The 24,224-nt window shown below is 69.1% G+C and carries 21 protein-coding genes and 6 pseudogenes; 19 read left to right on the top strand and 8 right to left on the bottom strand.

All coding sequences use genetic code 11. The features are described from left to right. The first annotated feature begins 750 nt into the window (after nucleotides 1-750). From ltrA to BIV24_RS11320, 5 genes and pseudogenes are all read left to right on the top strand, one after another. Entirely contained in the window at nucleotides 751-2,181 is a 1,431-nt protein-coding gene (ltrA, locus tag BIV24_RS11335) for a group II intron reverse transcriptase/maturase (RefSeq protein WP_071366121.1), read from the top strand. Nucleotides 2,182-2,316: 135 nt separating this feature from the next. Next, nucleotides 2,317-3,390: pseudogene (locus tag BIV24_RS11330) on the top strand (IS110 family RNA-guided transposase); the annotation flags it as partial. Between the two features lie 57 nt (nucleotides 3,391-3,447). After that, nucleotides 3,448-3,735, top strand: a complete 288-nt coding sequence (locus BIV24_RS35250; RefSeq protein ID WP_245766763.1) for a transposase — start codon at nucleotides 3,448-3,450, stop codon at nucleotides 3,733-3,735. 93 nt (nucleotides 3,736-3,828) lie between these two features. Continuing rightward, nucleotides 3,829-4,620 (top strand): class I SAM-dependent methyltransferase, encoded by a 792-nt coding sequence (locus tag BIV24_RS11325; protein WP_071366120.1) that lies wholly within the window; start codon nucleotides 3,829-3,831, stop codon nucleotides 4,618-4,620. A 107-nt stretch (nucleotides 4,621-4,727) separates the two neighbouring features. After that, nucleotides 4,728-4,991 carry a hypothetical protein gene (locus BIV24_RS11320; protein WP_071366119.1) on the top strand — a complete coding sequence of 88 codons (264 nt, stop codon included), beginning with the start codon at nucleotides 4,728-4,730 and terminating at the stop codon, nucleotides 4,989-4,991. Between the two features lie 11 nt (nucleotides 4,992-5,002). Here BIV24_RS11320 and BIV24_RS11315 read toward each other — a convergent pair whose 3' ends face one another. Further along, the gene (locus BIV24_RS11315; RefSeq protein WP_425442559.1) at nucleotides 5,003-5,611 is read right to left on the bottom strand and encodes a hypothetical protein; all 609 of its coding nucleotides are present in this window, start codon (nucleotides 5,609-5,611) and stop codon (nucleotides 5,003-5,005) included. Between the two features lie 323 nt (nucleotides 5,612-5,934). On the opposite strand from BIV24_RS11315, the pseudogene BIV24_RS34800 reads away from it, so the two are divergent. Further along, nucleotides 5,935-7,491 (top strand): annotated as a pseudogene (locus BIV24_RS34800) (acyl-CoA carboxylase subunit beta); the annotation flags it as partial. Here BIV24_RS34800 and BIV24_RS36420 read toward each other — a convergent pair. Continuing rightward, nucleotides 7,374-7,778 (bottom strand): helix-turn-helix domain-containing protein, encoded by a 405-nt coding sequence (locus BIV24_RS36420; RefSeq protein ID WP_425442561.1) that lies wholly within the window; start codon nucleotides 7,776-7,778, stop codon nucleotides 7,374-7,376. The pseudogene BIV24_RS34800 and the gene BIV24_RS36420 overlap by 118 nt on opposite strands. A gap of 467 nt (nucleotides 7,779-8,245) precedes the next feature. Beyond that, nucleotides 8,246-8,983 (bottom strand): DDE-type integrase/transposase/recombinase, encoded by a 738-nt coding sequence (locus tag BIV24_RS11305; protein WP_079168173.1) that lies wholly within the window; start codon nucleotides 8,981-8,983, stop codon nucleotides 8,246-8,248. Between the two features lie 135 nt (nucleotides 8,984-9,118). Between BIV24_RS11305 and BIV24_RS36650 the strand changes: the two are divergent. The 6 genes and pseudogenes from BIV24_RS36650 to BIV24_RS35245 form a co-directional block, all read left to right on the top strand. Beyond that, nucleotides 9,119-9,634 (top strand): annotated as a pseudogene (locus tag BIV24_RS36650) (ATP-binding protein); the annotation flags it as partial. A gap of 244 nt (nucleotides 9,635-9,878) precedes the next feature. After that, nucleotides 9,879-11,222: a helix-turn-helix transcriptional regulator gene (locus BIV24_RS11300; RefSeq protein WP_071366118.1), complete on the top strand. Its 1,344-nt coding sequence runs from the start codon at nucleotides 9,879-9,881 to the stop codon at nucleotides 11,220-11,222. An 11-nt stretch (nucleotides 11,223-11,233) separates the two neighbouring features. Further along, complete coding sequence (locus BIV24_RS11295) at nucleotides 11,234-11,557, top strand: PadR family transcriptional regulator (RefSeq protein WP_071366117.1); 324 nt, start codon at nucleotides 11,234-11,236, stop codon at nucleotides 11,555-11,557. Beyond that, nucleotides 11,557-12,225 carry a hypothetical protein gene (locus tag BIV24_RS11290; RefSeq protein ID WP_071366116.1) on the top strand — a complete coding sequence of 223 codons (669 nt, stop codon included), beginning with the start codon at nucleotides 11,557-11,559 and terminating at the stop codon, nucleotides 12,223-12,225. The genes BIV24_RS11295 and BIV24_RS11290 overlap by 1 nt, the downstream gene beginning before the upstream one ends. Before the next feature lie 268 nt (nucleotides 12,226-12,493). Next, nucleotides 12,494-14,731 carry an MMPL family transporter gene (locus tag BIV24_RS11285; protein ID WP_071366115.1) on the top strand — a complete coding sequence of 746 codons (2,238 nt, stop codon included), beginning with the start codon at nucleotides 12,494-12,496 and terminating at the stop codon, nucleotides 14,729-14,731. Between the two features lie 118 nt (nucleotides 14,732-14,849). Further along, a pseudogene (locus BIV24_RS35245) lies at nucleotides 14,850-15,965 on the top strand (NAD(P)/FAD-dependent oxidoreductase); the annotation flags it as partial. Between the two features lie 50 nt (nucleotides 15,966-16,015). Here the strand turns inward: BIV24_RS35245 and BIV24_RS35240 are convergent. The 3 genes from BIV24_RS35240 to BIV24_RS11270 all read right to left on the bottom strand — a co-directional run bounded on the left by BIV24_RS35240 (nucleotide 16,016) and on the right by BIV24_RS11270 (nucleotide 18,019). Continuing rightward, entirely contained in the window at nucleotides 16,016-17,164 is a 1,149-nt protein-coding gene (locus tag BIV24_RS35240) for a beta-ketoacyl-[acyl-carrier-protein] synthase family protein (protein WP_425442560.1), read from the bottom strand. A gap of 35 nt (nucleotides 17,165-17,199) precedes the next feature. Then, nucleotides 17,200-17,604, bottom strand: coding sequence for a cupin domain-containing protein (locus BIV24_RS11275; protein ID WP_425442558.1), 405 nt, complete (start codon nucleotides 17,602-17,604; stop codon nucleotides 17,200-17,202). Between the two features lie 88 nt (nucleotides 17,605-17,692). Continuing rightward, entirely contained in the window at nucleotides 17,693-18,019 is a 327-nt protein-coding gene (locus tag BIV24_RS11270) for a TcmI family type II polyketide cyclase (RefSeq protein WP_071366112.1), read from the bottom strand. Nucleotides 18,020-18,454: 435 nt separating this feature from the next. On the opposite strand from BIV24_RS11270, the gene BIV24_RS11265 reads away from it, so the two are divergent. From BIV24_RS11265 to BIV24_RS36410, 4 genes and pseudogenes are all read left to right on the top strand, one after another. Continuing rightward, nucleotides 18,455-18,937, top strand: a complete 483-nt coding sequence (locus BIV24_RS11265; protein WP_071366111.1) for a flavin reductase family protein — start codon at nucleotides 18,455-18,457, stop codon at nucleotides 18,935-18,937. Beyond that, nucleotides 18,934-19,149: pseudogene (locus BIV24_RS36415) on the top strand (AfsR/SARP family transcriptional regulator); the annotation flags it as partial. The gene BIV24_RS11265 and the pseudogene BIV24_RS36415, both read left to right, overlap by 4 nt. Further along, nucleotides 19,118-19,777 carry an AfsR/SARP family transcriptional regulator gene (locus BIV24_RS11260; RefSeq protein ID WP_071366110.1) on the top strand — a complete coding sequence of 220 codons (660 nt, stop codon included), beginning with the start codon at nucleotides 19,118-19,120 and terminating at the stop codon, nucleotides 19,775-19,777. The pseudogene BIV24_RS36415 and the gene BIV24_RS11260, both read left to right, overlap by 32 nt. Before the next feature lie 20 nt (nucleotides 19,778-19,797). Continuing rightward, entirely contained in the window at nucleotides 19,798-20,076 is a 279-nt protein-coding gene (locus BIV24_RS36410) for a DUF6059 family protein (RefSeq protein ID WP_425442557.1), read from the top strand. Here the strand turns inward: BIV24_RS36410 and BIV24_RS11255 are convergent. Further along, nucleotides 20,025-20,552, bottom strand: coding sequence for an anthrone oxygenase family protein (locus BIV24_RS11255; protein WP_245766759.1), 528 nt, complete (start codon nucleotides 20,550-20,552; stop codon nucleotides 20,025-20,027). The two genes, BIV24_RS36410 and BIV24_RS11255, sit on opposite strands and share 52 nt — an antisense overlap. Nucleotides 20,553-20,609: 57 nt before the next feature. Between BIV24_RS11255 and BIV24_RS11250 the strand changes: the two genes are divergently transcribed. Further along, a complete protein-coding gene (locus BIV24_RS11250) occupies nucleotides 20,610-22,118 on the top strand; it encodes an MFS transporter (protein WP_071366108.1) in 1,509 nt (502 codons plus the stop codon). 732 nt (nucleotides 22,119-22,850) lie between these two features. Here the strand turns inward: BIV24_RS11250 and BIV24_RS11245 are convergent. Next, entirely contained in the window at nucleotides 22,851-23,306 is a 456-nt protein-coding gene (locus BIV24_RS11245) for a hypothetical protein (RefSeq protein ID WP_071366107.1), read from the bottom strand. Nucleotides 23,307-23,428: 122 nt separating this feature from the next. Between BIV24_RS11245 and BIV24_RS31610 the strand changes: the two are divergent. Together BIV24_RS31610 and BIV24_RS11240 are read left to right on the top strand one after the other, a co-directional pair. Continuing rightward, nucleotides 23,429-23,602: pseudogene (locus BIV24_RS31610) on the top strand (pirin family protein); the annotation flags it as partial. A gap of 40 nt (nucleotides 23,603-23,642) precedes the next feature. Then, on the top strand, nucleotides 23,643-23,981 hold the full coding sequence (locus BIV24_RS11240; protein WP_071366106.1) for a GNAT family N-acetyltransferase: 339 nt from the start codon (nucleotides 23,643-23,645) through the stop codon (nucleotides 23,979-23,981). Nucleotides 23,982-24,224: the final 243 nt, after the last annotated feature.

Here is a 24,224-nt window from a genome sequence, read left to right as displayed (position 1 = left end):
TGACGTGCCTTGAGCACTTCCATTAGGGAGCACGCGCGCCCTGCACAGGCTCTGACTTGGGCAAAGAGTCACGACAGAGGAGGGCTGCATGGAGATTACCGCGTTACCGACGCCCGTGTTCTGCGGGGTGGACTGGGCTGAAGACCATGTGCGCCACGAGGCGCTTGAAGTCGAGCGGGGGTGAGAGACCTTCGACTCCTGGCCGTCGCAGCGGTCGGGTGAAGCTGAGGGCAGCCTGATCCGGGAGGCGCCGGGGAGGGTGGGAGCAGCCCTGACAACGCCGGGACGTGCCAGTACTGCCAGATGGTGCGGGTCCGGTCAGCGAGACGGGAAGGTGTACGAGAGGAACCGGTGTCTGACGCCCCTTAACGGCCCACCAGCTCAAATCTGGCGGATATGGGCTGGTCGCGGTGCGTACCTGCTTGTTGTGCGAGAGCGGGTAACTCCTGGTCGCCATGTGATCAACGGCCAGGAGGTCACGGTGAATGTCTGCGGCGTAGCCGTGGCGATGCCGCAGGGGTAGAGCTGGGCACGCCTCACCCGTCGATCGACTTTCAAGTGAACGTGGGAACCGTCCGGTGTCGTCCTCGCCTCGCGCAGCCAGCGCGGCGGAAGGACAGGCACGTCGTCTGCTGGCGGCGCCGGGCGGGGCGGAGGCTCCGTAGTAGTCCGAGGTCGGGAAAGCCGGCCGCATGGCGAAGGGGGCCAGCAAGTCAGTAGTGGAAGTGCTGGAAGACCAGGAGGCCGCTGGTGAATACGAGTGATCCGCTGCTCGGCTCGTTCCGGGCTGAGCGGCGGGTACTGGAGATCCAGACCAAGCTGCACCGTTGGGCGAACGACGATCCTCATCGTCGGTTCGACGATCTGTACAACCTCGTCTGTGATCCCGCGTTCCTGGCCATGGCCGGGGAGCGGGTTGCGGGGAACAAGGGCGCACGCTCGGCCGGAGTGGACGGCATGACCGTCACCTTCGTCCGGGAACGGTTCGGCGCGGCGGGGTTCCTTGCCGAGTTGCGGGAGCAGTTGAAGTCCCGCAGTTTCCGTCCGGTGCCGGTCAGGGAACGGATGATCCCCAAGCCGGGGTCGCGCAAGCGGCGCCGCCTCGGGATTCCGACTGTGGCCGACCGGGTGGTCCAGGCGGCCTTGAAGCTGGTGTTGGAGCCGATCTTCGAGGCGGACTTTGCTCCGTGCTCGTACGGCTTCCGCCCCAACCGGCGGGCGCATGACGCGATGGCCGAGACGCGTTTTCTGGCATCCAAGACGTACGAATGGGTGCTGGAGGGCGACATCACGGCGTGCTTCGACGAGATCTCGCACTCGGCCCTGATGGACCGGGTGCGGGCTCGGATCGGGGACAAGCGCGTGCTCGCGCTGGTGAAGGCGTTCTTGAAGGCGGGCATCCTCACCGAGGTTGGCACCTCCAAGGAGACGGTCACTGGCACCCCGCAGGGCGGGATTCTCTCGCCGCTGCTGGCCAATGTGGCCCTCTCGGTCCTGGACGAGCACTTCATCCAGATCGAGGGCGGGCCGCAGACCAGCCCGAAGCGACGGTTCACCCGGCGCCAGAAGGGGTTGGCCAACTACCGGTTGATCCGGTATGCGGACGACTTCGTCATTCTGGTCTCGGGAACCCGAGCTCACACGGAGGCACTGCTTCCCGAAGTGGCGGAGGTCCTCTCCACCGTCGGCCTGCGGCTGTCGGAGGAGAAGACGCTGATCACGCACATCGACGAGGGCCTCGACTTCCTTGGCTGGCGCATCCAGCGCCATCAGAAGCGGGGAACTGACCGGCAGTACGTCTACAACTACCCGGCCAAGAAGGCACTTCGGTCCATCAAGGCCAAGACGAAGGCGCTCTGCCGGATGAACGTCAGCCTGCCGCTGGCAGTCCTGCTGCACAAGCTCAACCAGGCGCTGCGGGGCTGGACCGCCTACTTCCGCCCTGGGGTGTCCGCCCGGGCCTTCCAATACCTGCGCATGATCGTATGGCGTCAGGTCTTCGGATGGCTCCGACGCAAGCACCTCGGCACCGGGTGGAAGGAACTCCGTCGCCGCTACTGCGACGGCGGATGGTGGCCGCACGACGGGAGCGTCGTCCTGTTCAACCCGGGCTCGGTAGTCACCACGCGATACCGGCCCCGAGGGACGACCATCCCGTCGCCCTGGCCCAGCACGACCTGAGGAAAGCAACTGCTCAACGGGGCTTGTGGAGAGCCGGATGCGGGGCCAACTCGCACGTCCGGTTCGGGAGGGCGGCGTGGAGAAACGGGCTGGGAGGAATCCCAGTACCGCGCTCCGCGCCGACCCCACCACGACATCGCGCTGGTCGACGCGGGTGGGAAGCAACTCGCCAAGCAGCGGATCAGCGACGATGCCGAAGGATTCGCTCAGCTCACCGCGCTGCTGATTGAGCACGGCGACTGCGCGGACGCCCCGATCCCCGTCGCGATCGAGACCTCCCGTGGGCTTCTGGTCTCCTGCCTGCGGGCCACCGGACGGCCGGTCTACGCAATCAACCCGCTGGCAGTCGCCCGCTACCGGGACCGCCACTCCATCGCCCGCAAGAAGTCTGATGCCGTCGACGCCGCGGCGCTGGCGAACATCCTTCGGACCGACATGGCCGCCCACCGGCCGCTGCCTGCGGATTCCGAGCTCGTCCAGGCCATCGCGGTGCTTGCCCGGGCCCAGCAGGATGCCGTCTGGGACCGCGGCCAGGCATTGAACAAGCTCCGTTCCCAGCTGCGCGAGTTCTACCCAGCCATCCTGGAAGCGCTCGCCGACCACAAGCACGGCCTCTATGCCCGCGAAGCACGCGTGATCCTTGCTGCGGCTCCAACTCCGACAGCAGCCGCAAAACTGACACGGCGTCGCCTGCAGTCCCTGCTCAAGCAGGCCGGCCGAGTACGCGGTATCCAGGCCGAAGCCGACAGACTGCACGAAGTCTTCCAGCGCGACTACCTCCACCAGGCCCCGCAGATCGAAGAGGCCCTCGGTCAGCAGACATCTGCCCTGCTCAGGAGACTGAACACTGCCTGCCTCAATGCCGACCAGCTTGAAGAAGCCACTGCTCAAGCCTTCGAGAAGCATCCGGACGCAGCGATCATCCGCAGTTTTCCAGAGCTCGGATCCTTAACCGGAGCCCGAGTCCTTGCGGAGATCGGCGACGACCGAAGCCGGTTCGCGAGCGCCAGCTCGCTCAAGGCATACGCCGGAAGTGCCCCGGTCACCCGCGCTAGCGGCAAAAGCTGCAAGGTCATGAGCCGCAAGGTCAAGAACCAGCGACTGGCCGCAGTCGGCTACGTGTGGGCGTTCGTCTCCCTTACCAAATCACAGGGCGCCAGGGCCCACTACGACCATCGCAGAAAAGCCGGCGACCGCCACGTTGCTTCTCTCGGCGTTGAGGGGCGGGTGACCCCGGTGGGCGTCAGGGTTGCCCAGCTCAGCGGTATGCACCAGTGCGTGTCGTGTGTGCGACAGGTGTCGCGCACCTACCGCCGATGCGCCGACGCCGACCTTCCCGAACTGCAGCGCCTGGCCACAACCGTCGAGACATGGTGGCGGGAGATCCTTGCGTTCCTGCACACGGGGATCACCAACGCCGGCTCCGAAGGCACCAACCAGGTCATCAAGACAATCGCCCGCGACGCCTACGGCTTCCGCAACCCCGGCAACCAGCGCTTCCGCACCCGCTGCGCGACCACCCGTCGAGCCCGTGGACACCTCGATGCCCGCTAATCTCGTTGAGCCCGCACCCTGCAATCGTGTTGGCTAGCGGCACCGAACTGTCAGTACCGCCGGTGTCCGCTTGGCTGTAGCAGGGAGTTAAACGTGCAGGACATTGTTGTCGACCCCGTTGCCCACAATCGGGCAGCCTGGGACAAGTATGTCCAAGAGGGCAACGAGTGGTCGAGGCCGGTGAGTGCTGAGGATGTCGAGCGCGCCCGCATGGGCGACTGGTCGATTGTTCTCATCGGGCGTGAGCCAGTCGACCGCTCCTGGCTGCCGACGGACCTGACCGGCAAGGACGTGTTGTGCCTGGCCTCCGGCGGTGGCCAGCAGGGTCCGATCCTCGCCGCCGCAGGCGCGCGGGTCACCGTATTCGACAACTCACCCCGCCAGCTCGGCCAGGACCAGATGGTGGCGGCGCGCGACGGACTCGAGCTGCGCACCGTCCTAGGCGACATGCGCGACCTCAGCGCCTTCGGCGACGCAACATTCGACGTCGTACTCCATCCGGTCTCTAACGTATTCGTACCAGACTTGGCACCGGTGTGGCGTGAGTGCTTCCGCGTCCTGCGACCGGGCGGAACTCTGCTCGTGGGCTTCCTCAACCCTGATGTGTACTTGTTCGACCACGAGGCGCTCGACGAGCGCGGCGAGCTGATCGTCGTGCACAAGCTGCCCTACAGCGATGTCACGCAGTACTCGGCCGAGGAACGCGCCACGAAGTTCGGCGCGGATGCCCCTCTTGAATACAGCCACACCCTCACCGACCAGATCGGCGGGCAACTTGCCGCGGGGTTCGTCCTCACCGGCTTCACGGAAGCGCCGCACCAATCCAACGCATCCGCTCAATACATGTCGCACTATTTTGCGACGCTGGCGGTCAAGCCGGGCTGACCCAGCCGTGGGGCCGGCCGAGACGGCCGTGTCTCCGAATGGCCAAGTGGAGCGCTGTGCCAGCCCGACCCCCACTAACTTCGCTGAGCCCGTATGGACTGCCGTTCTTGCTGATCACGCAGTCTCCGCTCGCGCTGGCTGCGATCGTGGTGACGCATATCGTGCTGGACCGCTATCGGGCCGCGAAGTATCTGGTCTGGGCGAGGAACCTGCTGGCGCCCGCCTCGCGGCGGGTGAAGTGGGCTGATGCGCAGGTGAACCAGGGCTCGCCGGTGACCGTGCCGTCGGGGCTTGCGAACGCCCTGGTCATCGTCGCGGACAACACGGTGCATCTGGCGATCAACGCCGCCGCCCCGGCGTGGTGGGGGTGACGGCGATGGCGTCAGCGGTTGACCTGGGCCATCAGCTCACGGTTCGCAGCGCGGGCGGCTTCAAGGTCCTCGTCCCGTTCGGTGAGTTCGGCGCGGAGGTCGAGGATCTGCTGTTCCAGCTCGGCGGTCCGACGCGCGAGTGTCTCGACGTCAGCCGGGGCGCCGAGGCCGGAGGTTTCCCAGGCCGCCTGTCCCAACGCCTCGGAGAGCCGCCGTTCGAGCCGGGTGATGTGCGCGGACAGACGGCCGTTGCGGGCTGTCAGATTCGCGACGTCAGCCAGCAGTGACTGGCGGCTGACCTGCGTTCCGGTCGCCGTGCCGGGACGCGGCTCGCCCGCTCGGGCGAGAACGGCCGCGTGCAGGTCACCATGCCGGTGGATCAGGCTGCGGTGGACGCCGGCGGCGCGGGCAACGGAGGAGACGGTGATCTCCTCGCCGTCCGCGGCCAGCTTGTCGAGGACCTTGAGGACACGGGTCCGCCGCCGGTCGGAGTCCGCTGCCCGTGCTCGGGCCAGGTGGTCCCCGGTCTCCTTGGCGACCTCCGACAGGCTCATCGCCCCGGACTCCACCAGGCCGCGGAAGCGCCGGAGCTCCAGCCAGCGCTGCGGGTCCAAGACCATGGCCCACCCCTCTCTGCAACCTTGGACAACAGGCAGCAGCGTGCCGGGGGCCGGCATGCAGCGCATCAAGACCCCTGGCGGACCGCTTCACCCTTGGCTGAACATCCTGCGTCCTGTTCCGAGGGCCGCCCGGCAAGCTGCCGGGCGGCCCTCTTTTCGTGTGCCCGGAATAGGGGCCACTATTAAGCCCCGGTAAAGAAAGTGGGCGGCGGACAGGGGTACTTCCTGCCACGTGTGGCGTGTAGCGTGAGAACGGAAATCAGCGCGCCGTAGTGCGTGTGACCTACGGGGGATGGTCGATGAAAACGGGAGTTGCCAATGAAATGCCCGGGCATGTGGATTTTCCGGGATCAGGAGCCCATAGGCGTGTGACGGAATTGCATTCTCTGCGTGAGCAGGCGCGCCGCGGCCCGAGTGACCGCGCGACCGAGGCGCAGAAGGCCAAGGGCAAGCTGACGGCCCGTGAGCGTATCGAACTGCTGCTCGACGAGGGGTCCTTCCGTGAGGTGGAGCAGCTGCGCCGGCACCGGGCGACCGGGTTCGGCCTGGAGGCGAAGAAGCCGTACACCGACGGTGTCATCACCGGCTGGGGCACGGTGGAGGGCCGCACGGTTTTCGTCTACGCTCACGACTTCCGGATCTTCGGCGGCGCGCTGGGCGAGGCCCACGCCACGAAGATCCACAAGATCATGGACATGGCCATCGCGGCCGGCGCCCCGCTGGTCTCCCTGAACGACGGCGCGGGCGCCCGTATCCAGGAGGGCGTCTCCGCCCTCGCCGGTTACGGCGGCATCTTCCAGCGCAACACGAAGGCCTCGGGAGTCATCCCGCAGATCTCCGTGATGCTGGGCCCGTGCGCCGGCGGTGCCGCGTACTCTCCGGCGCTGACGGACTTCGTGTTCATGGTCCGCGAGACCTCCCAGATGTTCATCACCGGCCCGGACGTGGTCAAGGCGGTCACGGGCGAGGAGATCACCCAGAACGGCCTGGGCGGCGCGGACGTCCACGCGGAGACCTCCGGCGTCTGCCACTTCGCGTACGACGACGAGGAGACCTGCATCGCCGAGGTGCGCTACCTCCTCTCGCTGCTGCCGCAGAACAACCGTGAGAACCCGCCCCGCGCGGACTCCGACGACCCGGTGGACCGCCGCAGCGACGTCCTCCTCGACCTGGTCCCGGCCGACGGCAACCGGCCGTACGACATGGCCAAGGTCATCGAGGAGATCGTCGACGACGGCGAGTACCTGGAGGTCCACGAGTGCTGGGCGCGCAACATCATCTGCGCGCTCGCCCGCCTGGACGGTCAGGTCGTCGGCATCATCGCCAACCAGCCCCAGACGCTGGCGGGTGTGCTGGACATCGAGGCCTCGGAGAAGGCGGCGCGTTTCGTGCAGATGTGCGACGCGTTCAACGTTCCGATCGTCACTCTCCTGGACGTGCCCGGGTTCCTGCCGGGTGTGGACCAGGAGCACGGCGGCATCATCCGCCACGGCGCGAAGCTGCTGTATGCGTACTGCAACGCGACCGTGCCGAGGATTTCGCTCATCCTGCGCAAGGCGTACGGAGGTGCCTACATCGTCATGGACTCCCAGTCCATCGGCGCGGACCTCACCTACGCGTGGCCGACGAACGAGATCGCGGTCATGGGTGCCGAGGGTGCCGCGGGCGTCATCTTCCGCCGTCAGATCGCAGACGCCGAGGACCCCGAGGCGATGCGGCAGAAGATGGTCAAGGAGTACAAGGCCGAGCTGATGCACCCGTACTACGCGGCCGAACGCGGCTTGGTCGACGACGTGATCGACCCCGCAGAGACCCGCGAGGTCCTGGTCAAGTCCCTGGCGATGCTCCGCACCAAGCACGCCGACCTGCCCTCCCGCAAGCCCCGGCCGCTTCGCCGGAACTGGGTGGGGGAGAGCCCTACCGAGGCCGTGAAGCGCCGTGAGAACGTGCTGGCGCTGCTGTAACCCACCCGTGCGGATATTTCGGCCACATTCAACGAGCTGTGTACAAGGTGGGATTTGGCCTCGTGCAGGCGTACCGCGCTCAGAAATCGCCCGGGCGTCACGCCCGTTGTGCGTTGGAAGACCCTGATGAAATAGAATTTGCTCATCATCGCCGATCGGGCCAGGTCGTCCAGTACTAATGGCTCGTGGTAATTCTCGCGCATGGTCGTGATGGCGCGGCGGGCAAGATGCTCCATGTGCTCCGCACTCCCTGATCTGGTCGACGACGGTACGACATGGGTGTGTGGCCGTTATTGCGCCGCACCGTCCCGCAGAGACGTGTGACGGCAGCACGAAAACGCACCTGTACGAAGGCAGGGCGAGGCTCGCCGAGTAGGGCTATGAAGTGGCTGAGGCTCCGCGCAGGCATTCCGCACACCCGCGCGGGGCTGGTGGCCCATGCAGGTCAATGCCCCGAAGGGGCCTTCCGGTCCAGGACTGAGGGGCCGGCGCGGCGAGCTGCATGTTCAGCCAGAGGCGCCGTGCGTTTGCCGGATGGCGAGCGGGACCTCCGGCCGTGGACGGCGTGAAGCGATGCGCGGCGAATCAGCCAGACTCGTTGTGCGGCTCATCGCGCCGAAGTCGGCCTTGCAAGCCGCTGCCTGTCAAGTCAAGTGAGACATGTGTAGTGCTATGAATTATGTGGTTCTGGTTGGCGCCACTTGGCCGGGTCGTTGATCCACGTTTGGCGGGGGATCTTGGGCGGTTTCGGGCGGCGGTTGAACCGTTCCGGGTGTCGTGCGTATGCCTCGGCGAGCGTGGCCGCGCGCTGCTCGCGGACCAGCTCGGCGGTGCCGAAGTGCACGCTGGCCAGGGTGTGGTAGCCGATCCCGGAGTGGCGGTGGGTGTGGTTGTAGTAGGTGATGAACCCCTCCATCCACCCCCGCGCGTGCGCCAGTGAATCGAACCTTTCCGGGTAGTCCGGCGCGTACTTGACGGTCTTGAAGTGACTCTCGCTGTAGGGGTTGTCGTTGCTCACCCCGGGGCGGGAGTGGCTCCTGGTCACGCCGAGGTCGATCAGGAGCTGGGAGACCTTCTTGCTCGTCATCGAGGTGCCGCGGTCGGCGTGGACGTGCCCGGGCACGATGCCGTTGCGCTTGATGGTCTCACGGATCAACTCCTTGGCCCGCTCGGCCGATTCGGCACGCTCGACCGTCCAGCCGACCACGTAGCGGCTGAAGATGTCGATGATCACATACGCGTGGAACCAGACGCCCTTCTCCGGTCCGGCGAGCTTGGTGATGTCCCAGGTGAATACCTGGGACGGTCCTTCGGCGACCAGCTCGGGCACCGCCCGCGGTCTGGGCGCCCTGGCCGGCCGCATCGGCCAGCCGCCCGTGGTCGGCGAGATACTTGCCGGCATCCTCATGGGACCGACGCTGTTCGGCGCCCTGGCCACCGACCGCCTCTGGGCCGGTGCTGAACCTGATCCGCGCGAGGAGCTCCTGGCGGGGCCTGGCCGTCGTACCTGAGCCGGGTGCCGTCGGCGGCGTCTCCGGGGAGGATGTGGGCGCCATCGGACGAGGCACCCGTGCGGCCGGCTGAACGAGCTCCCCGACTCGCCGAACTGGCCGAGGTGTTCGAGGACGCGGCCCAGGGCCGGGGCGGCGTCGCGGCCGTCAGCGGCAGCCTCGACTGCGGGCGCACCGAACTCCTCGACGCGCTGCGATGCGAGGCCGTACAGGCGGGTCACGCCGTGCTGCGGGCCACCGGCTCCTGGCCGGAACGGGATACGCAGGGCGGCGTGCTCGGCCAGCTGGTGCGATACACGGAGTTCCCGGGAGACGCAGGCGGCGCCCTCGCCCGCACCCTGGCACGGTTTCCCGCACGCCTGCCCGGTGGCGGCTCGGCCCAGTGGCCGCCCGACCGGGCGACCGGCGCGGCCCTGCACGACCTGACTGCGGGGCTCCTGCAGACGGCTGAGAAGGTGCCGGTCCTGTTGTGCGTCGACGACATCTACCTCGCCGACTCCCTCTCCCTGCACGCGATCCTCCAGCTGGCGCGGCAGCTGCGCTCGTCGCGCATTGCCCTGGTGGTCGCCGAGTGCATCGCCTCCCGGCCGGCCCACCTGGGGCTGCACGCCGAGCTGCGGCGCCACCCCCGCTACCGCCACGTCGTACTGGAAGGCCTGTCGCGCGCGGCGGTGGCCACCGTGCTGGCCCGCTCCCTCGGCAGGGCCGCGGCGGAGGTGCTGGCGGCGAACTGCCACCGCATCACTGCCGGAAACCCCCTGCTCCTGCGGGCGATCGTGGCCGACCAGAAGCGTGCCGGCACCGCGGCGGGCGGCGGCGGAGCCCGTCCTCGCCGATGCCTACGCGGACACTGTGCTGAGCTGCCTGCACCGGGGCGGCCCCGCCGTCCTCGCGCTCGCCCAGGTCCTCGCCGTGGTCGACGAGGAGGAAACGGACGACGACCTGCCGGCCCGGATGCTCGACGCGCAGCCCGCGGCCGTCGCGGGGCGCTGCGGGGCGCTGGAGACGGCCGGACTCCTCAGCGGTACGCGGCTGTGGCATCCCGCAGCACGCGCAGCGGTACTGCGCAGCCTCGCCGCACCCGCCCGCCGGGACCTGCACCGCCGGGCGGCGGTGCTGCTCCACGCGGACGGGGCCGCCGCCACGCGGATCGCCCCGCACCTGCTCGCGGCGGCACACGACGACCTGCCCTGGGCCGTGGCCGTGCTGCGCGACGCCGCTGGGCGCCACCTGGCGGCCGACCGGATTCACGACGCGCGGGCCTGCCTTGCCGCCGCTCCAGCCGCGTGCCGGGACGACGGCGAACGGGCGGGGCTCAGAGCCCGGCTGGCGGCCACCGCCTGGCTGCTCGACCCGTCTTTCGGCGCGCGGCACTTCGAGGAACTCGCCACGGCGCTGCGCGACGGCCTGCTGCCCGGCCGGCACGCGCTGGACCTGGCCAGGCACCTGCTCTGGCCCGGCCGGTTCGACGAGGCCGCCCTGACCGTCCGTCGGGCGGCGCCGATGACCGGGGGCCCGGCCGCGGATCCGCCGACCGGCACCGAGGTCCGGGCCACGCGCACGCTGCTGTCGACCCGCGGGCTCACGCTGCGGGTCCTGGCGGACACCGAGTACGGCGCCGAACGCATCGCTCTGCTCACCGAGGCCGTCGCCGTCCTGCGCGCCGCCGGCGACTCGTTGCAGACCGCGGACGCCCTGGCCGAGCTCGCCCGCGGCCACCTCCGGACGGGCCTGGCGACGGCCGCCCGGCTCGCCGGGCGGTGCGGGGCCCGGCCGCTGGCGGCCGCCCTCGCGGCCGAGCTCGAAGCGCTGGCGCCGCACGGGCGGCGACCGGGTGAGCGCCGTGGGGACGGGGCCGCCGCCGTCGGCCCTCTCAGCGCCGCGGAACGGCGCGTGGCCGTGCTCGCGGCGGACGGGCACACCAACAAGGAGATCTCGCATTGCCTGCGCGGCACGGTCAGCACGGTGGAGCAGCACCTCACCCGCGTCTACCGCAAACTGGGCGTCAGAGCCCGGCGAGACCTCGCTTCTGCGTGCGCACGCGACGCCGCGCAGCAGATGGCCGCCGCACCGGCACCACCGCGACCGGCCCGGGACCGCGCGATCCCGGCAGACGTGTCCGGTTCCGCTGTGTAGTGTGAGGAAACGTGAAGGCGGAGAACCTGAGAGGCAATCTGGAAGGCATGCTGCTGTCGGTCCTCGAACCCGGCGCGCAACACGGCTATGCCGTCATCGAGGAACTCAGGCGGCGCAGCGGCGATGCCATCAACCTCCCCACCGGGACGGTCTATCCGGCGCTGCACCGGCTCGAGGCCGCGGGGCTGGTCGGCAGCGAGTGGATTACCCACAACGGCCGCCGCCGCCGCAACTACTTCCTCACAACGGCCGGACGCCGCGCCCTGGCCGACAAGCGGACGGCGTGGCAGGAGATCTCCTCCGTCATCACGGTCGTACTGGGCGGGAAGGCGTGATGGCCGTACTGCAGCGCTACACCGACCACGTGGCCGAGTACCTGGTCGGACCGGACTCGCGCCGCTCGGACATCATCGACGAGCTGCTGGACGGCCTCCAGTGCGCGGCGGAGTGCAACCTGGACGACTGCACCGACGTCGAAGAGGCTGCGCACCGCGCCGTCCTGGAGTGGGGTCCGCCCTCCGAGGTCGCCCGCGCCTACAACGACGCCACGGTGCGCATCAGCGCCAACCGGCTGTCCCTGCAGGCGGTCTGCGCTCTGCCGCTGCTCGCGGCTACCTGGGCCTCCGCGCTGCTCGGGGGCCCGGCCGGGCCCTGGCCGGACCACCCGCCGCTGCTTCTGATCGGGTTGTCGATCGTGGCCTTCGGCTGTGTGCTGTCCCTGGCGGGCGCGTTGTCAGGGCTCCGGAAGGGCACCGGAATCGCCGCGGCGGCCGCCCGCCGCGACCAGACCATCACCACCGGCACCCTCGCGGCCCTCATCGGCCTGCTCGGCGTCCTGGGTGCGCTGGTCCTCCTTCTGCTCAACCGGGGCCTGAGCCATCCGGAGTCCCTGGACTGGCCCATGGTCGCAATCCCCGCGACGCTGACGCTCCTGGCCGGAGCGTACTTCGGCACGGCCCTGAAGCGCTTCCTCGCCGTCCTTCGCGGGACCGACTCCCTGTAGCGCCAACCCTGTTCGGCCCTGGCCGCCGTCGGCTGCGCTGTCCGCCCCGGAGCGGTCCGTGAAGAGAGCCCTCGGCGGGCGACACCCCCTCTCGGGGTGCGCCCGCCGAGGGCTCTCCGCGTTTCCGGAACATGTCACTCCATGTCAACTCCATTGCTGGGCACCAGATTTGGTGTTGCGTCGCCGGGATCACCGGGCTAACTTGTCCTCCGGTATATGTAGCTTGGCTACACAGTAGCGTCCCTACAGGAGGGTTACCTTGGAGCGCATGACGCGGTGGGTGCTCTCCCATCGGCTGCCCGTCGTACTGGTCTGGGTGGTGCTCACCTTGGCCGGAGGTGCCCTGTCGGGCAGCACGATCGACAAGCTCTCCTACGAGTCGCGGCTCCCTGACAAGCAGTCACAGGCGGCGAACGACGCCCTGGCCCAGCGCTTCGCCCAGACCGGCGGCAAGAATGCCCCCCTGCTGCTCGTGGTGACCGCGCCCAAGGGCACGACCGTCGACAGCGAAGGCGTGCGCAAGCAGTGGGGCGCGCTGATCGCCAAGGTCACTCCGAAGGGCGGCCGCAGCGTCTCCTATGCGGACCCCGGCGGCGAGTCCCTGGTCTCCCAGGACAAGCGCACTACCGTCGCGCTCGTCTACCCGCCGGCCAACCGCTCCAACGTCCCGTACGAACAGTCCCTCCCGGGCATCAAGGCGGTCGTCGAGCACACGAAGATCGCCGGAGCCCCGGTCGAGCTGACCGGACAGCCGGTCCTCTCCGGGCGTGACAGCGGAGCCACGCGCAGCCCGATCTACGAGACCTTGATCGGCGCACTCGGTGCCCTGATCGTCCTGGCCCTTGTCTTCGCCAGCGGCCTCGCCATCGTGCCCCTGCTGATGGCCATGGTCGCCATCCCCACCACGTTCCTGCTGGTGCGCGGCATCACCGGGATCACCGATGTCTCCTTCATCGTCCAGTTCCTGGTGGCGCTCATCGGCCTGGGCATCGCGATCGACTACGCGCTCCTCATCGTCACCCGCTGGCGCGAGGAGCGGCAGAAGCCCGGGTCGGACGGCGCCGACCCCGAGGCGCGCCGAGAGGCGGTCGTACGGGCCGTCGCCAGCGCCGGCCACGCCGTCGCACTCAGCGGCGCCACAGTGGCCATTTCCCTGGCCGCGCTCGTGGTCCTGCCCGTCCCGTTCCTGCGCAGCGTCGGTTACGCGGGTCTGCTGATCCCGCTGGTCAGCGTCGCCATCGCCGTCACTCTGCTGCCCGTCATGCTGTACGCCTGGGGCGACAATCTCGACCGGCCGCGCCGGGCCCACCGCCCGGACAGCAAGCTGTGGGGCCGGATCGCCGGAGTCACCACCCGCCGTCCCGCACTGTGCGCCGTGCTCAGCGGCGCGGTACTGCTGGGCCTGGCCGCGCCCGTCCTCGCCCTGCGCCTGGGGCAGCCGGCCACCGTGACCCTCGCCCAGGGCGGCAAGCCCGCCGCCGCGTTCCAGCGGATCGTCGACGCGGGCTTCGGCGAGGGCATCGCCCGCCCCCTCGAGGTCGTCGTGCCCGCGGGCGGCGGCGACGCCCTGCACACCCAGCTCGCCGGGCTCGACGGCGTCGCGGGCTCCGCCGCCCCGGCCGACTGGGCGCGCGGCGGCCAGCGCATCATCGACGTGTGGACCACGGCCGACCCCTCCAGCAGCGCCGGCCGGTCCACCGTGACCGAGGTCATGGACGTCGCCCAGGACACCCCCGGCACCCTGGCCGGCGGCGGGCCCGCCACGGACGTCGACTTCATCGACGCGGTCTACGGCTCCCTCGGGCTCATCCTGATCTTCGTCGCCCTGCTCACCTTCGTGGTGCTCGCCCGTACCCTGCGCTCGGTCGTCCTGCCGATCAAGGCTCTGATCCTCAACGCGCTGTCCACCTGCGCGGCCTACGGTGTGGTCGTCCTTGTCTGGCAGAAGGGCTACGGCAGCGAGGCGCTGTTCGACACCCCGGCGATCGGGGCGGTGACCATCTGGATTCCCATGGCGGTGTTCGCCTTCCTCTTCGGGCTGTCCATGGACTACGAGGTGTTCATCCTCCACCGCATCCGTGAGACCCACCTGGAGCTGACGGCCAGGGGCGAGCGCGACACCGTGGTCCCCTCCGTCGTGACCGGCATCAGCCGCACGGGCCGGCTCGTCACCTCCGCGGCGCTCATCCTCTTCCTGGCCTTCACCGCGCTGGCCAGCATTCCGATCACCGACGTGAAGGTGTTCGCCACCGCTCTGGCGGCGGGCATCGTCATCGACGCCACCGTGGTCCGGGGCCTGCTCACCCCGGCTCTGGTCACCCTTCTCGGGCGCTCCAACTGGTGGTTCCCGCGCTCCTTGGGCCGGCTGCTTGTTACTTCCCCCGGACAGGCACCCGGCCCAAGGACCCACCCTGCCGACGACGACGCGGCCGGGTACGGGGGGCAGGAGGTGGCGCCCGACGCCGCAGCCTTCGCCACGCAGGCCGACCCGCAGAGCCGCGCCTGACGACGCAAGCCACCGTGCTACGGCGCGGTGGCTTGCGCGCGCTTTCTCACGCCTTCATCGGCGTACGCAAGGGTGGTCGCGCGGGCGCCGACGGCAATACGGCGGCCGGACCAAACGAGTGCGAAGGGAACCGACAGTGTCCACACAAAGGCCCAGCCACGACGTGGTGATCCTGGGATCGGGAATCGCCGGATCCACCCTCGGCGCGGTACTGGCCCGCAGCGGGGCCAAGGTGTTGATCGCCGACGCGAGCACCCACCCCCGCTTCGCGGTGGGGGAGTCCATGATTCCCCAGCTCGTCGCCTGGCTCCAGGTGCTCGCCGAACGCTACGACATCCCCGAGCTCCAGGCCCTCACCGACGCGACGACCATCAACGAGAAGGTGAGCAATACCTTCGGCCGCAAGCAGCACTTCGGCTTCATGCTGCACCGTCCGGGGCAGGAGCCCGACCCGGACGAGGCGCACCAGTTCGTCATCCCCGACGCGCTGACGTCCGCCAGCCACCTCTTCCGCCAGGACAGCGACGCCTACCTGCTGCGCGTCGCCGTCGGACACGGCTGCGACACGCGCCAGCAGTGGCGCGCGGAGAAGATCGACTTCGACGACGACGGTGTCACCGTGACCGGCGCCGACGGGCACGTGGTCCGGGCTCGCTACCTGGTGGACGCGAGCGGCTTGCGCTCGCCGCTGGCCGACCGCCTCGGCCTGCGCGAGCAGCCGGCCCGGTTCCGGCACCACTCCCGGTCGCTGTTTACGCACATGATCGGGGTGAAGCCGTTCGACGACGTGCTGGACGTGCCCGAGAAGAGCCGGCCGCCGGTGCCCTGGCACAACGGCACCATGCACCACCTCTTCGAGCGGGGCTGGTTCTGGATCATCCCCTTCGACAAGCACGAGCTCTCGCGCAACCCGCTGTGCAGCGTGGGTGTCACGCTCGACCCACGGCTGTACCCCAAGCCGGAGGGCGTCAGCGCGGAGGAGGAGTTCACACAGCTGCTGAGCCGGTTCCCGGCGGTGGAGCGGCAGTTCGAGGGGGCCAGGAAGGTCAGGGAGTGGGTGTCCACCGGCCGGCTGCAGTACTCCTCCGACCAGACCGTGGGCCACCGTTGGTGCCTGATGTCCCACGCCGCGGGCTTCCTCGACCCGCTGTACTCGCGCGGCATGTCCAACACCTTCGAGATCATCCACGCCCTCGCCCCTCGGCTCCTCGCCGCACTCGCGGACGACGACTTCGACGAGGAGCGCTTCCGCTACGTCGAGGAGCTTGAGCAGGGCCTGCTCGACTACAACGACATGCTCGTCAACTGCTCGTTCATCGCCTTCTCGCACTTTCGTCTCTGGGACGCGGTGTTCCGCATCTGGGGAAGCGGCAACACCCCCGGCACCCTGCGGATCAACAACGCCCTGCGCAAGTACCGTGCCGACCGCGACGCGAGCGTCTTCGACGCCTTGGAGGAGGTGCCGCACACCGGCCTCTGGTGGCCCGACAACGACGATTTCAAGGCCCTCCTCGACGGAACGGCACAGGCCTGCGCGCAGTACGAGGCGAAGGAGATCGACGTGGCATTGGCCGGTACCCGGGCGCGGTACAGCGCCACCCGCACCGCCTCGGCCAACTCCTTGCCGTCCGGGCGAAGACCGGTCATGTGGAACGCGTTGCTGCGCTGTGCGTATCCCGCGACCTCGCAGTACACGCGCGCACCACGGCGCCGCGCGGACTCCTCGTCCTCCAGGACCAGTACGGCCGCGCCCTCGCCGAGCACGAAGCCGTCGCGGTTGCGGTCGAAGGGCCGCGAGGCGTGCTCGGGGTCCTCGTTGTTGGGCGAGGTCGCCCTGATCGCGTCGAAACAGGCGACGGTGATCGGCGAGATGGGCGCGTCGGTGGCACCGGCCAGGACGACGTCGGCCGACCCGTCCTGGACGAACTGGGCACCCTGGGCCACGGAGTCGAGCCCCGAGGTGCAGCCCGTTGACACCACCCGGACCGGGCCCTGGGCATCGGCCGTCCACGCCACCTCGGTGGCGAGCGTGCCCGGGACCAGCGCCCCGTACAGGTGCGGGTACGGGTTCGACGCGTCCACGACCCAGTTGTCGCCGCGGTCGCTGACCTTGACGTACTGCTGCTCCAGCGTGATGGTGGCGCCCACGGCGCTGCCGATCGAGACACCGATGCGGTGCGGCGGCACCCGGTCGGTCGCAGCACCGCTGTCCGCCAGGGCCTCCCGCGCGGCGACCACGGCGAACTGCGCGGCGCGGTCCATGCGCTGGACCTCCTCGGAGGTCAGCCCCGCGGCGGCGGCGTCGAAGTCGCACTCCGCCGCGATCCTCGAGCGGTAGGCCGAGGCATCGAAGTGGGAGATGGTTCGGGTGGCCGTACGGCCGTCGGTCAGCAGCTGCCAGAAGGCCTTGATGCCGACGCCGCCCGGGGCCACGACTCCGATCCCGGTGACGACGGCCTTGCGGCGGGTCACGCCGGCTCCTGACCCGGCAGGGGCTCTGTGTCGACGTGGCCCAGCTCCGGACGGGGCGCCAGCGGGCCCAGCTGGAAGACCATGAAGGCTGGCTCCGTGCCGTGGTTCTCCAGCCGGTGGCGGACGTTGATCTTCAGGTGCAGCGCCTCCCCCGCGGCGAGCGGCATCGGCTCCCCGTCGATCTTCGTGAGCAGCTCCCCGCTGACGAGGTACAGGAACTCCTCGGAGTACGGGTGGTAGTGCTCGGTGACGACCTCACCGGGCTGGAGGGTGAGCACCCCCATGAAGCCCGCGGTGGCGTGTGCCGTGGCCGGGCTGAGCAGCGTGCGCAGGTCGCCGCCCCGACGCCTGTTGGACTCGACGTCCTTCGCCGCGATCTTGGTCATTCCTTCGCTGGCCACGCCAGCCTCCTTTCGCTGTCCCGCACCAGCGGTGCGGTCCCCCCAACCGGTGACGTCTGGTCCCCGGGATGTGCAGGCACGGGCCGCGTCAGCCCTGCGCGCGCCAGGTGTAGAACTCATGGGCCATGGCGTCCTGAGGGCCGCGCCACGTCGCCGGGTCGTATGCCGAGATGTGGGGGCTCAGCCGCTCGCTGACATCGACGAAAAGCTCATGGCCCGTCAATTCGGAGATGGGCCCGCTCACGTCTTCGTCGGACGCCATGTAGTGCATGTAGAGATCGTGGAAGCGGAACAGTCTGCGTTCCTTCACACCGATCAGGTGGGGAAGTTTGCCGGCGTCGGATTCGGCGAAGATGCGCTTCACGTCAGCTTCGGCGGACGGCTTCATGCGAGCCACGATGAGAGTGCTGCGCATTCTGATTCCTTCCGTTCCGGGTCCGGTCGCTCGGTGACCGGCCAAAACAGGTTCACCCGGCGCGATAAAGCGCGGATGAGGGCGGGGAAAAGTGGCTGCGGCAATGGCCCAAGACCGGGGGGCGCCGTGCGTCGGCCGGGGCCAAAGCCCGGGGCAGACCCTCACCGCGCTCGGAGGGTCTTCTCCGCTCATTCTTGAGCAGGGCTTATGCGATCCGGCACCGTGCTCTGGTAGGGGCGGTCCAGCCGAAAGTACGCCCCGCCTTGTCCTTTGGGACGAAGGCGGTGCCGACGTAGCCTCGTTAGGGTCTGGTGCCAGCGCTTTCCGCTCCCGGCGCCGCTTCGCGCCGGTGAGAGAGATGAGCGCGGTATTTCTAGGGGGAGCACGTTGGACAGCTTTATCGTTTCCGTTACCGAGGAAAGGGGCGCTACGCCCGTGGAGGCGGGGGTGCTTCGCGAGGTGTGCGGCCGCTATCCGACAGGCGTCGCCGTCGTGACGTGTCAAAGGGCCGACGGAGAGGATCCGGTCGGGGTCACGGTGAATTCCTTCACCTCGGTCTCCCTCGACCCCGCCCTGGTGCTGTTCTGCGTGCACAAGGATTCGCGGGCTCTCGCCGCCGTCGAGAAAGCCGGCGCTTTCGCCGTCAACATCCTGGCCGCCGACCAGGCGGGTCTTTGCCGGGCCTTCGCCCGCCGCGACACCGCGGACTTCGGCGACTTGCCGCACGGCTCCGGTGCGACCGGCTCCCCGGTTCTGGGTGACGCGCTGGCCTTCCTCGACTGCCGTCTGCACACCACGTTCCCTGGCGGGGACCACGTCATCATCGTCGGCGAGGTAGTCGACCTGGGCCTGCTGCGCGAGGAGCAGCCGCTGACGTTCTTCCGCAGCGCCCACCCGCGTCTGGAGGTGCTGAGATGACCCTCACCATGGAGCAGCAGCCGACGTGCGGTCTGCCGGACATCACCCCCCGCGGAGTCGCGCTGGGCCTGCTGGGGCCACTGGAGATCGTCGTGGGGTCCACGGAAGTCCCGTTGCCTCAGCGCAAGTTGCGGCAGCTGCTGGCCGCCCTGCTCATCCGGCCCAACGCGACCGTGTCCAATGATGCCCTCCTCCGCGAACTGTGGGGCGACAGGCCGCCGACCACCGCGCTCGCCGCGCTCCGCGTGTACGTCTCGCAGCTGCGCAAAGTTCCTGATCCGCTACGACCTCGACGGCCGCTGGTGCACCCTGCGTACCCGGGCGCCCGGCTACCAGCTCCAGGTCAACGAGGGCATTCTCGACACCGTGTGCTTCGACCGGCTGTGTGCGATGGCCGCGCAGTCGGCGGTGGCGGGCCACCACGACCTGGCCTCGAAGCAGTACCGGGAAGCCCTGGACCTCCGCCGAGGGCCGACGCTGGAGGGCCTGCGGGAGAGCTCGGCGCTCTCCGGTACCGCACTGCAGTACGACGAGGAGTGGATGAGCGCGCTCAAGCGGCGCATCGACCTGGACCTAGAGCTCGGCCGGCACCTCGAACTCATCGGCGAACTCAGCAGGATGGTGGCGGAGAACCCGCTCAGCGAGGGGTTCTGCGCCCGGCTCATGACGGCGCTCCACCGCAGCGGCCGCAGCGGTGACGCGCTCGCCTCCTACCGCCGCACCCGGGCGCACCTCATCGAGGAGCTCGGCATCGAACCCGGGCTGGAACTGCGCATGGCCCACCAGACCGTGCTCGCCGACGACAAGGTGCTCCACATGCCGATTCGAGCGTCCGCCTGAGCCGAGGACGACGGCCGGTCATGAAGAATCCCGGACTTTATCCGTGCTTTTTCACGACCGGCCACGATGTCCCCATGCGTTTGTCCTTGAGGTCCCTGTGGCGCTTTTTCGCGGATGGATTCGTCGCCTTCGGCCAGAGCCAGTTCTCCGTTCCCACCCCCGACGCCGGCGAGCCGGCGGTACCCGGGCACCCTGAAAACATGCTCTGGGACCAGCCTTTGACGGAGACGGAGATGGCTCTCAACCGTCAGCTGGAAGGCGTGGCGGAACGAGTCGCACGCGGACCGGAACCGCTCTGAGCGATGACGAGCAGGACGAAGGCAGCCAGCGCGGTGGCCGTGCGCGTCTGGTTGAACAGGTCCCAACGGTGCAGGATCTCGGCGTAGTCGGCCGGCGGCGATGTGACCGCCCACACCTTGATCTGCGCGTTGATCGGTACGTTACCGAAGCGGGTGACCAGGAAGGAAGTCGCGGTCAGCGCCGTCGCCCCGGCCGCGAGCCAGCGCTCCCGGCCACGAGTCTGCAAGGTCAGCGCCAGGGCGCCGAGGGCGGAGACCCCCATCGCCGTCAGCATCACCGGAGAGTTCATCTTCATCAGTTCGGCATGAAACGTCAGCCGTGTTTCCAACGGCACGCTCCAGAAGGTCGGACCCAAATTGACCGCGCCATAGCCGAACGCGCCGGCGAGCAGGCCGGTGGCGGTGACCGCAATAGCCTTCGTTGTACGAACACGCATCAGTTTTCCCTTCGTTGAGTCATCCGGCCCTTGCTGCACAAGTCGTCGCGGGGACGAGGACGTCCACGGTAGCGGGGGCCACGATCTGGAGGTCCCATGTCATCAGCAACACAGACCGGCGCGAGCCCCGGGGCGATGGCCGCCGCCGGGTTCAACCGTCGTCCGGTACTGGCCCTGCTGGTCATCGCCGCCGCGGAGCTGATGGTGGTGCTCGACGCCACCATCGTGAACATCGCCCTGCTGAGCATCCAGAGCGCACTCGACATGTCCGACGGCAATCTGGCCTGGGTGGTCAACGCGTACGCGGTCACCTTCGGCGGACTGATGCTACTCGGCGGCCGGGCCGGTGACCTTTTCGGCCGCCGCCGCGTGTTCCGGCTCGGCATCGTCACCTTCGTCCTGGCCTCGGCGCTCGGCGGCCTGGCCCCGAACGAGGGACTGCTGATCTGCGCCCGGGTGCTCCAGGGCGTGGGCGCGGCCGTCGCGGCGCCCACGGCGCTCGCGCTGATCGCGACGAACTTCCCCGAGGGTAAGCAGCGCAACCGCGCCATGGGCACGTATGCCGCCATGGCCGGTGTCGGGTCGGTCCTGGGCCTGATCCTCGGCGGACTCCTCACCGAGTACCTCGACTGGCGGTGGGTGCTGCTGGTGAACATCCCCATCGGCATCGCCGTGCTGGCCGGAACGACCGTGCTCGAAGAGGCCGACCGCGACCACGGCAAGCTCGATCTCGCGGGCGCGGCGGCGGGCACGGCCGGTCTGCTCTCCCTGATCTACGGGGTCACCCGGGGCGGACAGACCGGCTGGACCGGCCCCGTCACGGCGACCTACCTGGCGGTCGCCGCGGTGCTGCTCGTGCTGTTCCTGGAGCGCCAGGCCCGCATCGCACACCCCATGCTGCCCCTGCACATCCTGAAGGACCGCAGCCGCGTCGGCACGTACGCGGCACTGTTCCTCACCGGACTGGGCATGTTCTCGACCTTCTACTTCCTGACCCTGTACATGCAGCACGTGCTGGACTACGGGGCCGTCAAGACGGGCTTGGCCTACCTGCCGTTCAGCGCCGGCATCGGCATGATGGCCCCGATCGCCTCGAAGCTCGTCGTCAAGCTGCCACCCTGGATGGTGGCCGGGCCCGGCCTGGTCGCCGCCGCGACCGGGATGCTCTGGCTGAGTCGGCTGACCCCGCACTCCGCCTACGTGGGCACACTGATGCCCGCCATGTTCGTCACCGCCGCCGGACTCGGCCTGACCTTCGTGCCGCTGACGCTCGGCGCGGTGCGCGGTGTCGACGAGGCCGACTCGGGCAGCGCGTCGGGCCTGCTCAACACCGCGCAGCAGGCCGGGGGAGCCGTCGGCGTCGCCGCCCTCGCCATGGTGGCGTACCTCCAAGCCAACACCCGCCTGCCGAACGCCAACGCGGAGTACTTCGACGGCCTGGACAGGGATGACGCCGCCCTGGTCGCCCGGGCGCAGGAGGCGATGACGTACGGCTTCACCCGGGCCTTCATCGGTGGGGCGCTGGTGTTCGTCGTGGCCGCGCTGATCATGGCCTTCGTCGTCACGGGCGGCAAGCAGGACGCTCCCGCGCACGCCGATGCCTGAGCGGACGCGAAGACCTCGGGCCAGCAGGGCTCGACCGTGAAGGTGGGGCGGGGGGGGTGGTGGGCTGGGGGCCGGAACAGCGACTGCAACACGACGATCCGGCAACATGGGCTGGATCTCGCCCAGGCGGTGATCAGGGGCCGGTCGACATCGCCGGCTATCCACCAAAGAGAACGGGACATCTGCTTCTGGGACCGTTACACCACCAGCGCCGCTCAGCGCGACGAGATCACCGCCTCCCCACTGCGCGCCACAGGGGACCAACTGCGCGGCCTGCCCCCCGCGTTCACGACCGCCCGATGGACGGAGATCACCTACTCCGGGAGCCGCAGCCCCGAGGCCATGGAACGCCTTGGCGACGGTCTTGCAGGGGAGGCGAAACACCTCCGGGAAAGCCGTCCAGCGGGCATGGAACGCCCCGTCGGCGGCGGCCGCCCGGAGGATATGGACCACCCGCGGGAGGACCTTCCGGTGGACCTCGCCACTGCTCTGCGGAACGCCCGCTCCGCGCGGTGTCCCGGCCCCGACACACCGGCGGGCCCGGCCTGGCCGGGCCCGCCGCTGCCAAGCCGGCCCGGCCGAGCTCGACCTGCGGGCCCTGCTCCGACTCTCCCTCGCCGCCTCGGACGGCTCGGGACGGCTGCGCCCGGCCCCCTCCGCCGGTGCGCTGCACCCGGTGGACACCGAACTCGTCGTCGGCGCCGACTGCTGCCTGCCTCCTGGCCGATACGGCTACGACCCGCTGCGCCACCGTGTCCACCGCCTCGGCCCGCAACCCGCGGCCACTCCGCCGGGCGTGACCGCCGAACTCTCCGTCACCGCACGCCGTACGGTCTCCCATGGATGACGCTGCCGATGGTGTTCGTCCAGGTGGTGCTCGAGCAGCGAGCCCAGATGCCGCACGGAGGCCGGGGCCAGGTCCCGCTGGCCGGCCTTCCACTCGGTGGCGTACTCGGCGAAGCGCATCGCACCGTACTTCGCGGCCCGTTCCGCCTTCGCCTGGTTGCGACCAGCCGCCTTCTTCGTGTTGTAGATCTCCGTCAACCGGCGGATCGCCCGGTCCTGGGTGGCGAACCCCGACTCCTCGACCTGCTTCCCGGCCGCGTCCCGGTACCGGATCTTGTACAGGTGCGGGCACTTCGACCACCTCGACGCCGGATGCTCGCAGTCCTTGAAGAACCTGCCCATACCGTGAACCAAAGACCTCGACACCATGACCCAGCGACTCCTCGGAGACCAATGCTGACGTTTTGCTGATCCCCGACGGTCCAAGACGTCCCTGACCTGCACAGATATGTGAAATCCGCGGTATGTGGTGGAATTTCATCGGGCGCAGCCACGAAGACATCGCCAAGGCCCGGGACGACTGGCAGAACTCCTCCGAGCGCTTCGGCGCCGTCGAAGGGTATGCCGGAGAGCGTCTTCCCGCCCCCGCTCTGCCGAACGCCGTCATCAGGCCACGCAGGAATCCACCGCGCCACTGACCTGTCCGGCGCGTCACATCCCCCATCTGAAAGGCACCCGATGAGCCAGCACTCCACCGCTCCGACCGTAGAGCGGAATGACGCCAAGAACCGTTACGAAATCCTGGTCGACGGCAAGCGCGCCGGACTGACCGCCTACCTTGACCGCGGTGAACAGCGCGTCTTCTACCACACCGTGGTCGACGAGGCCTTCGCCGGACAGGGTCTGGCCTCCCGGCTGGTTCAGGAGGCGCTCACCGACGTGCGTGACTCCGGAAAGCGGATCGTGCCCGTCTGCCCGTACGTGGCCAAGTTCCTGACGAAGCATGACGAGTTCTCCGACATCACCGACCCCGTGACACCCGAGGTCCTGCAGTGGCTGGACACGGAACTGGGCTGACGGCTCGCCCCCCTTCGAGTCGGCCGCTGGACTCAGCGGCCGACCGTGCGGGCAGCGCACTCCTTCCGTCCTCACAGCGCACGATGTCGGCCCGTGACTCGTCCTTTCGCTTCCAGCGTGGATAGTGTCGAAGCCGCTAAATTCCATCAGGGTGGCGTTCTGCAGGGGTAGCCACCGCAGCGATGGGCCGGAAATCCCGCACAGCGGCAGGTGAAGGGATGCGGCTGTCGCCCTGTCAGTTCC

Source organism: Streptomyces colonosanans, assembly GCF_001866645.1.
GTDB classification, from domain to species: Bacteria; Actinomycetota; Actinomycetes; order Streptomycetales; family Streptomycetaceae; genus Streptomyces; species Streptomyces colonosanans.
This window is presented reverse-complemented; position numbering and strand designations above follow the sequence as displayed.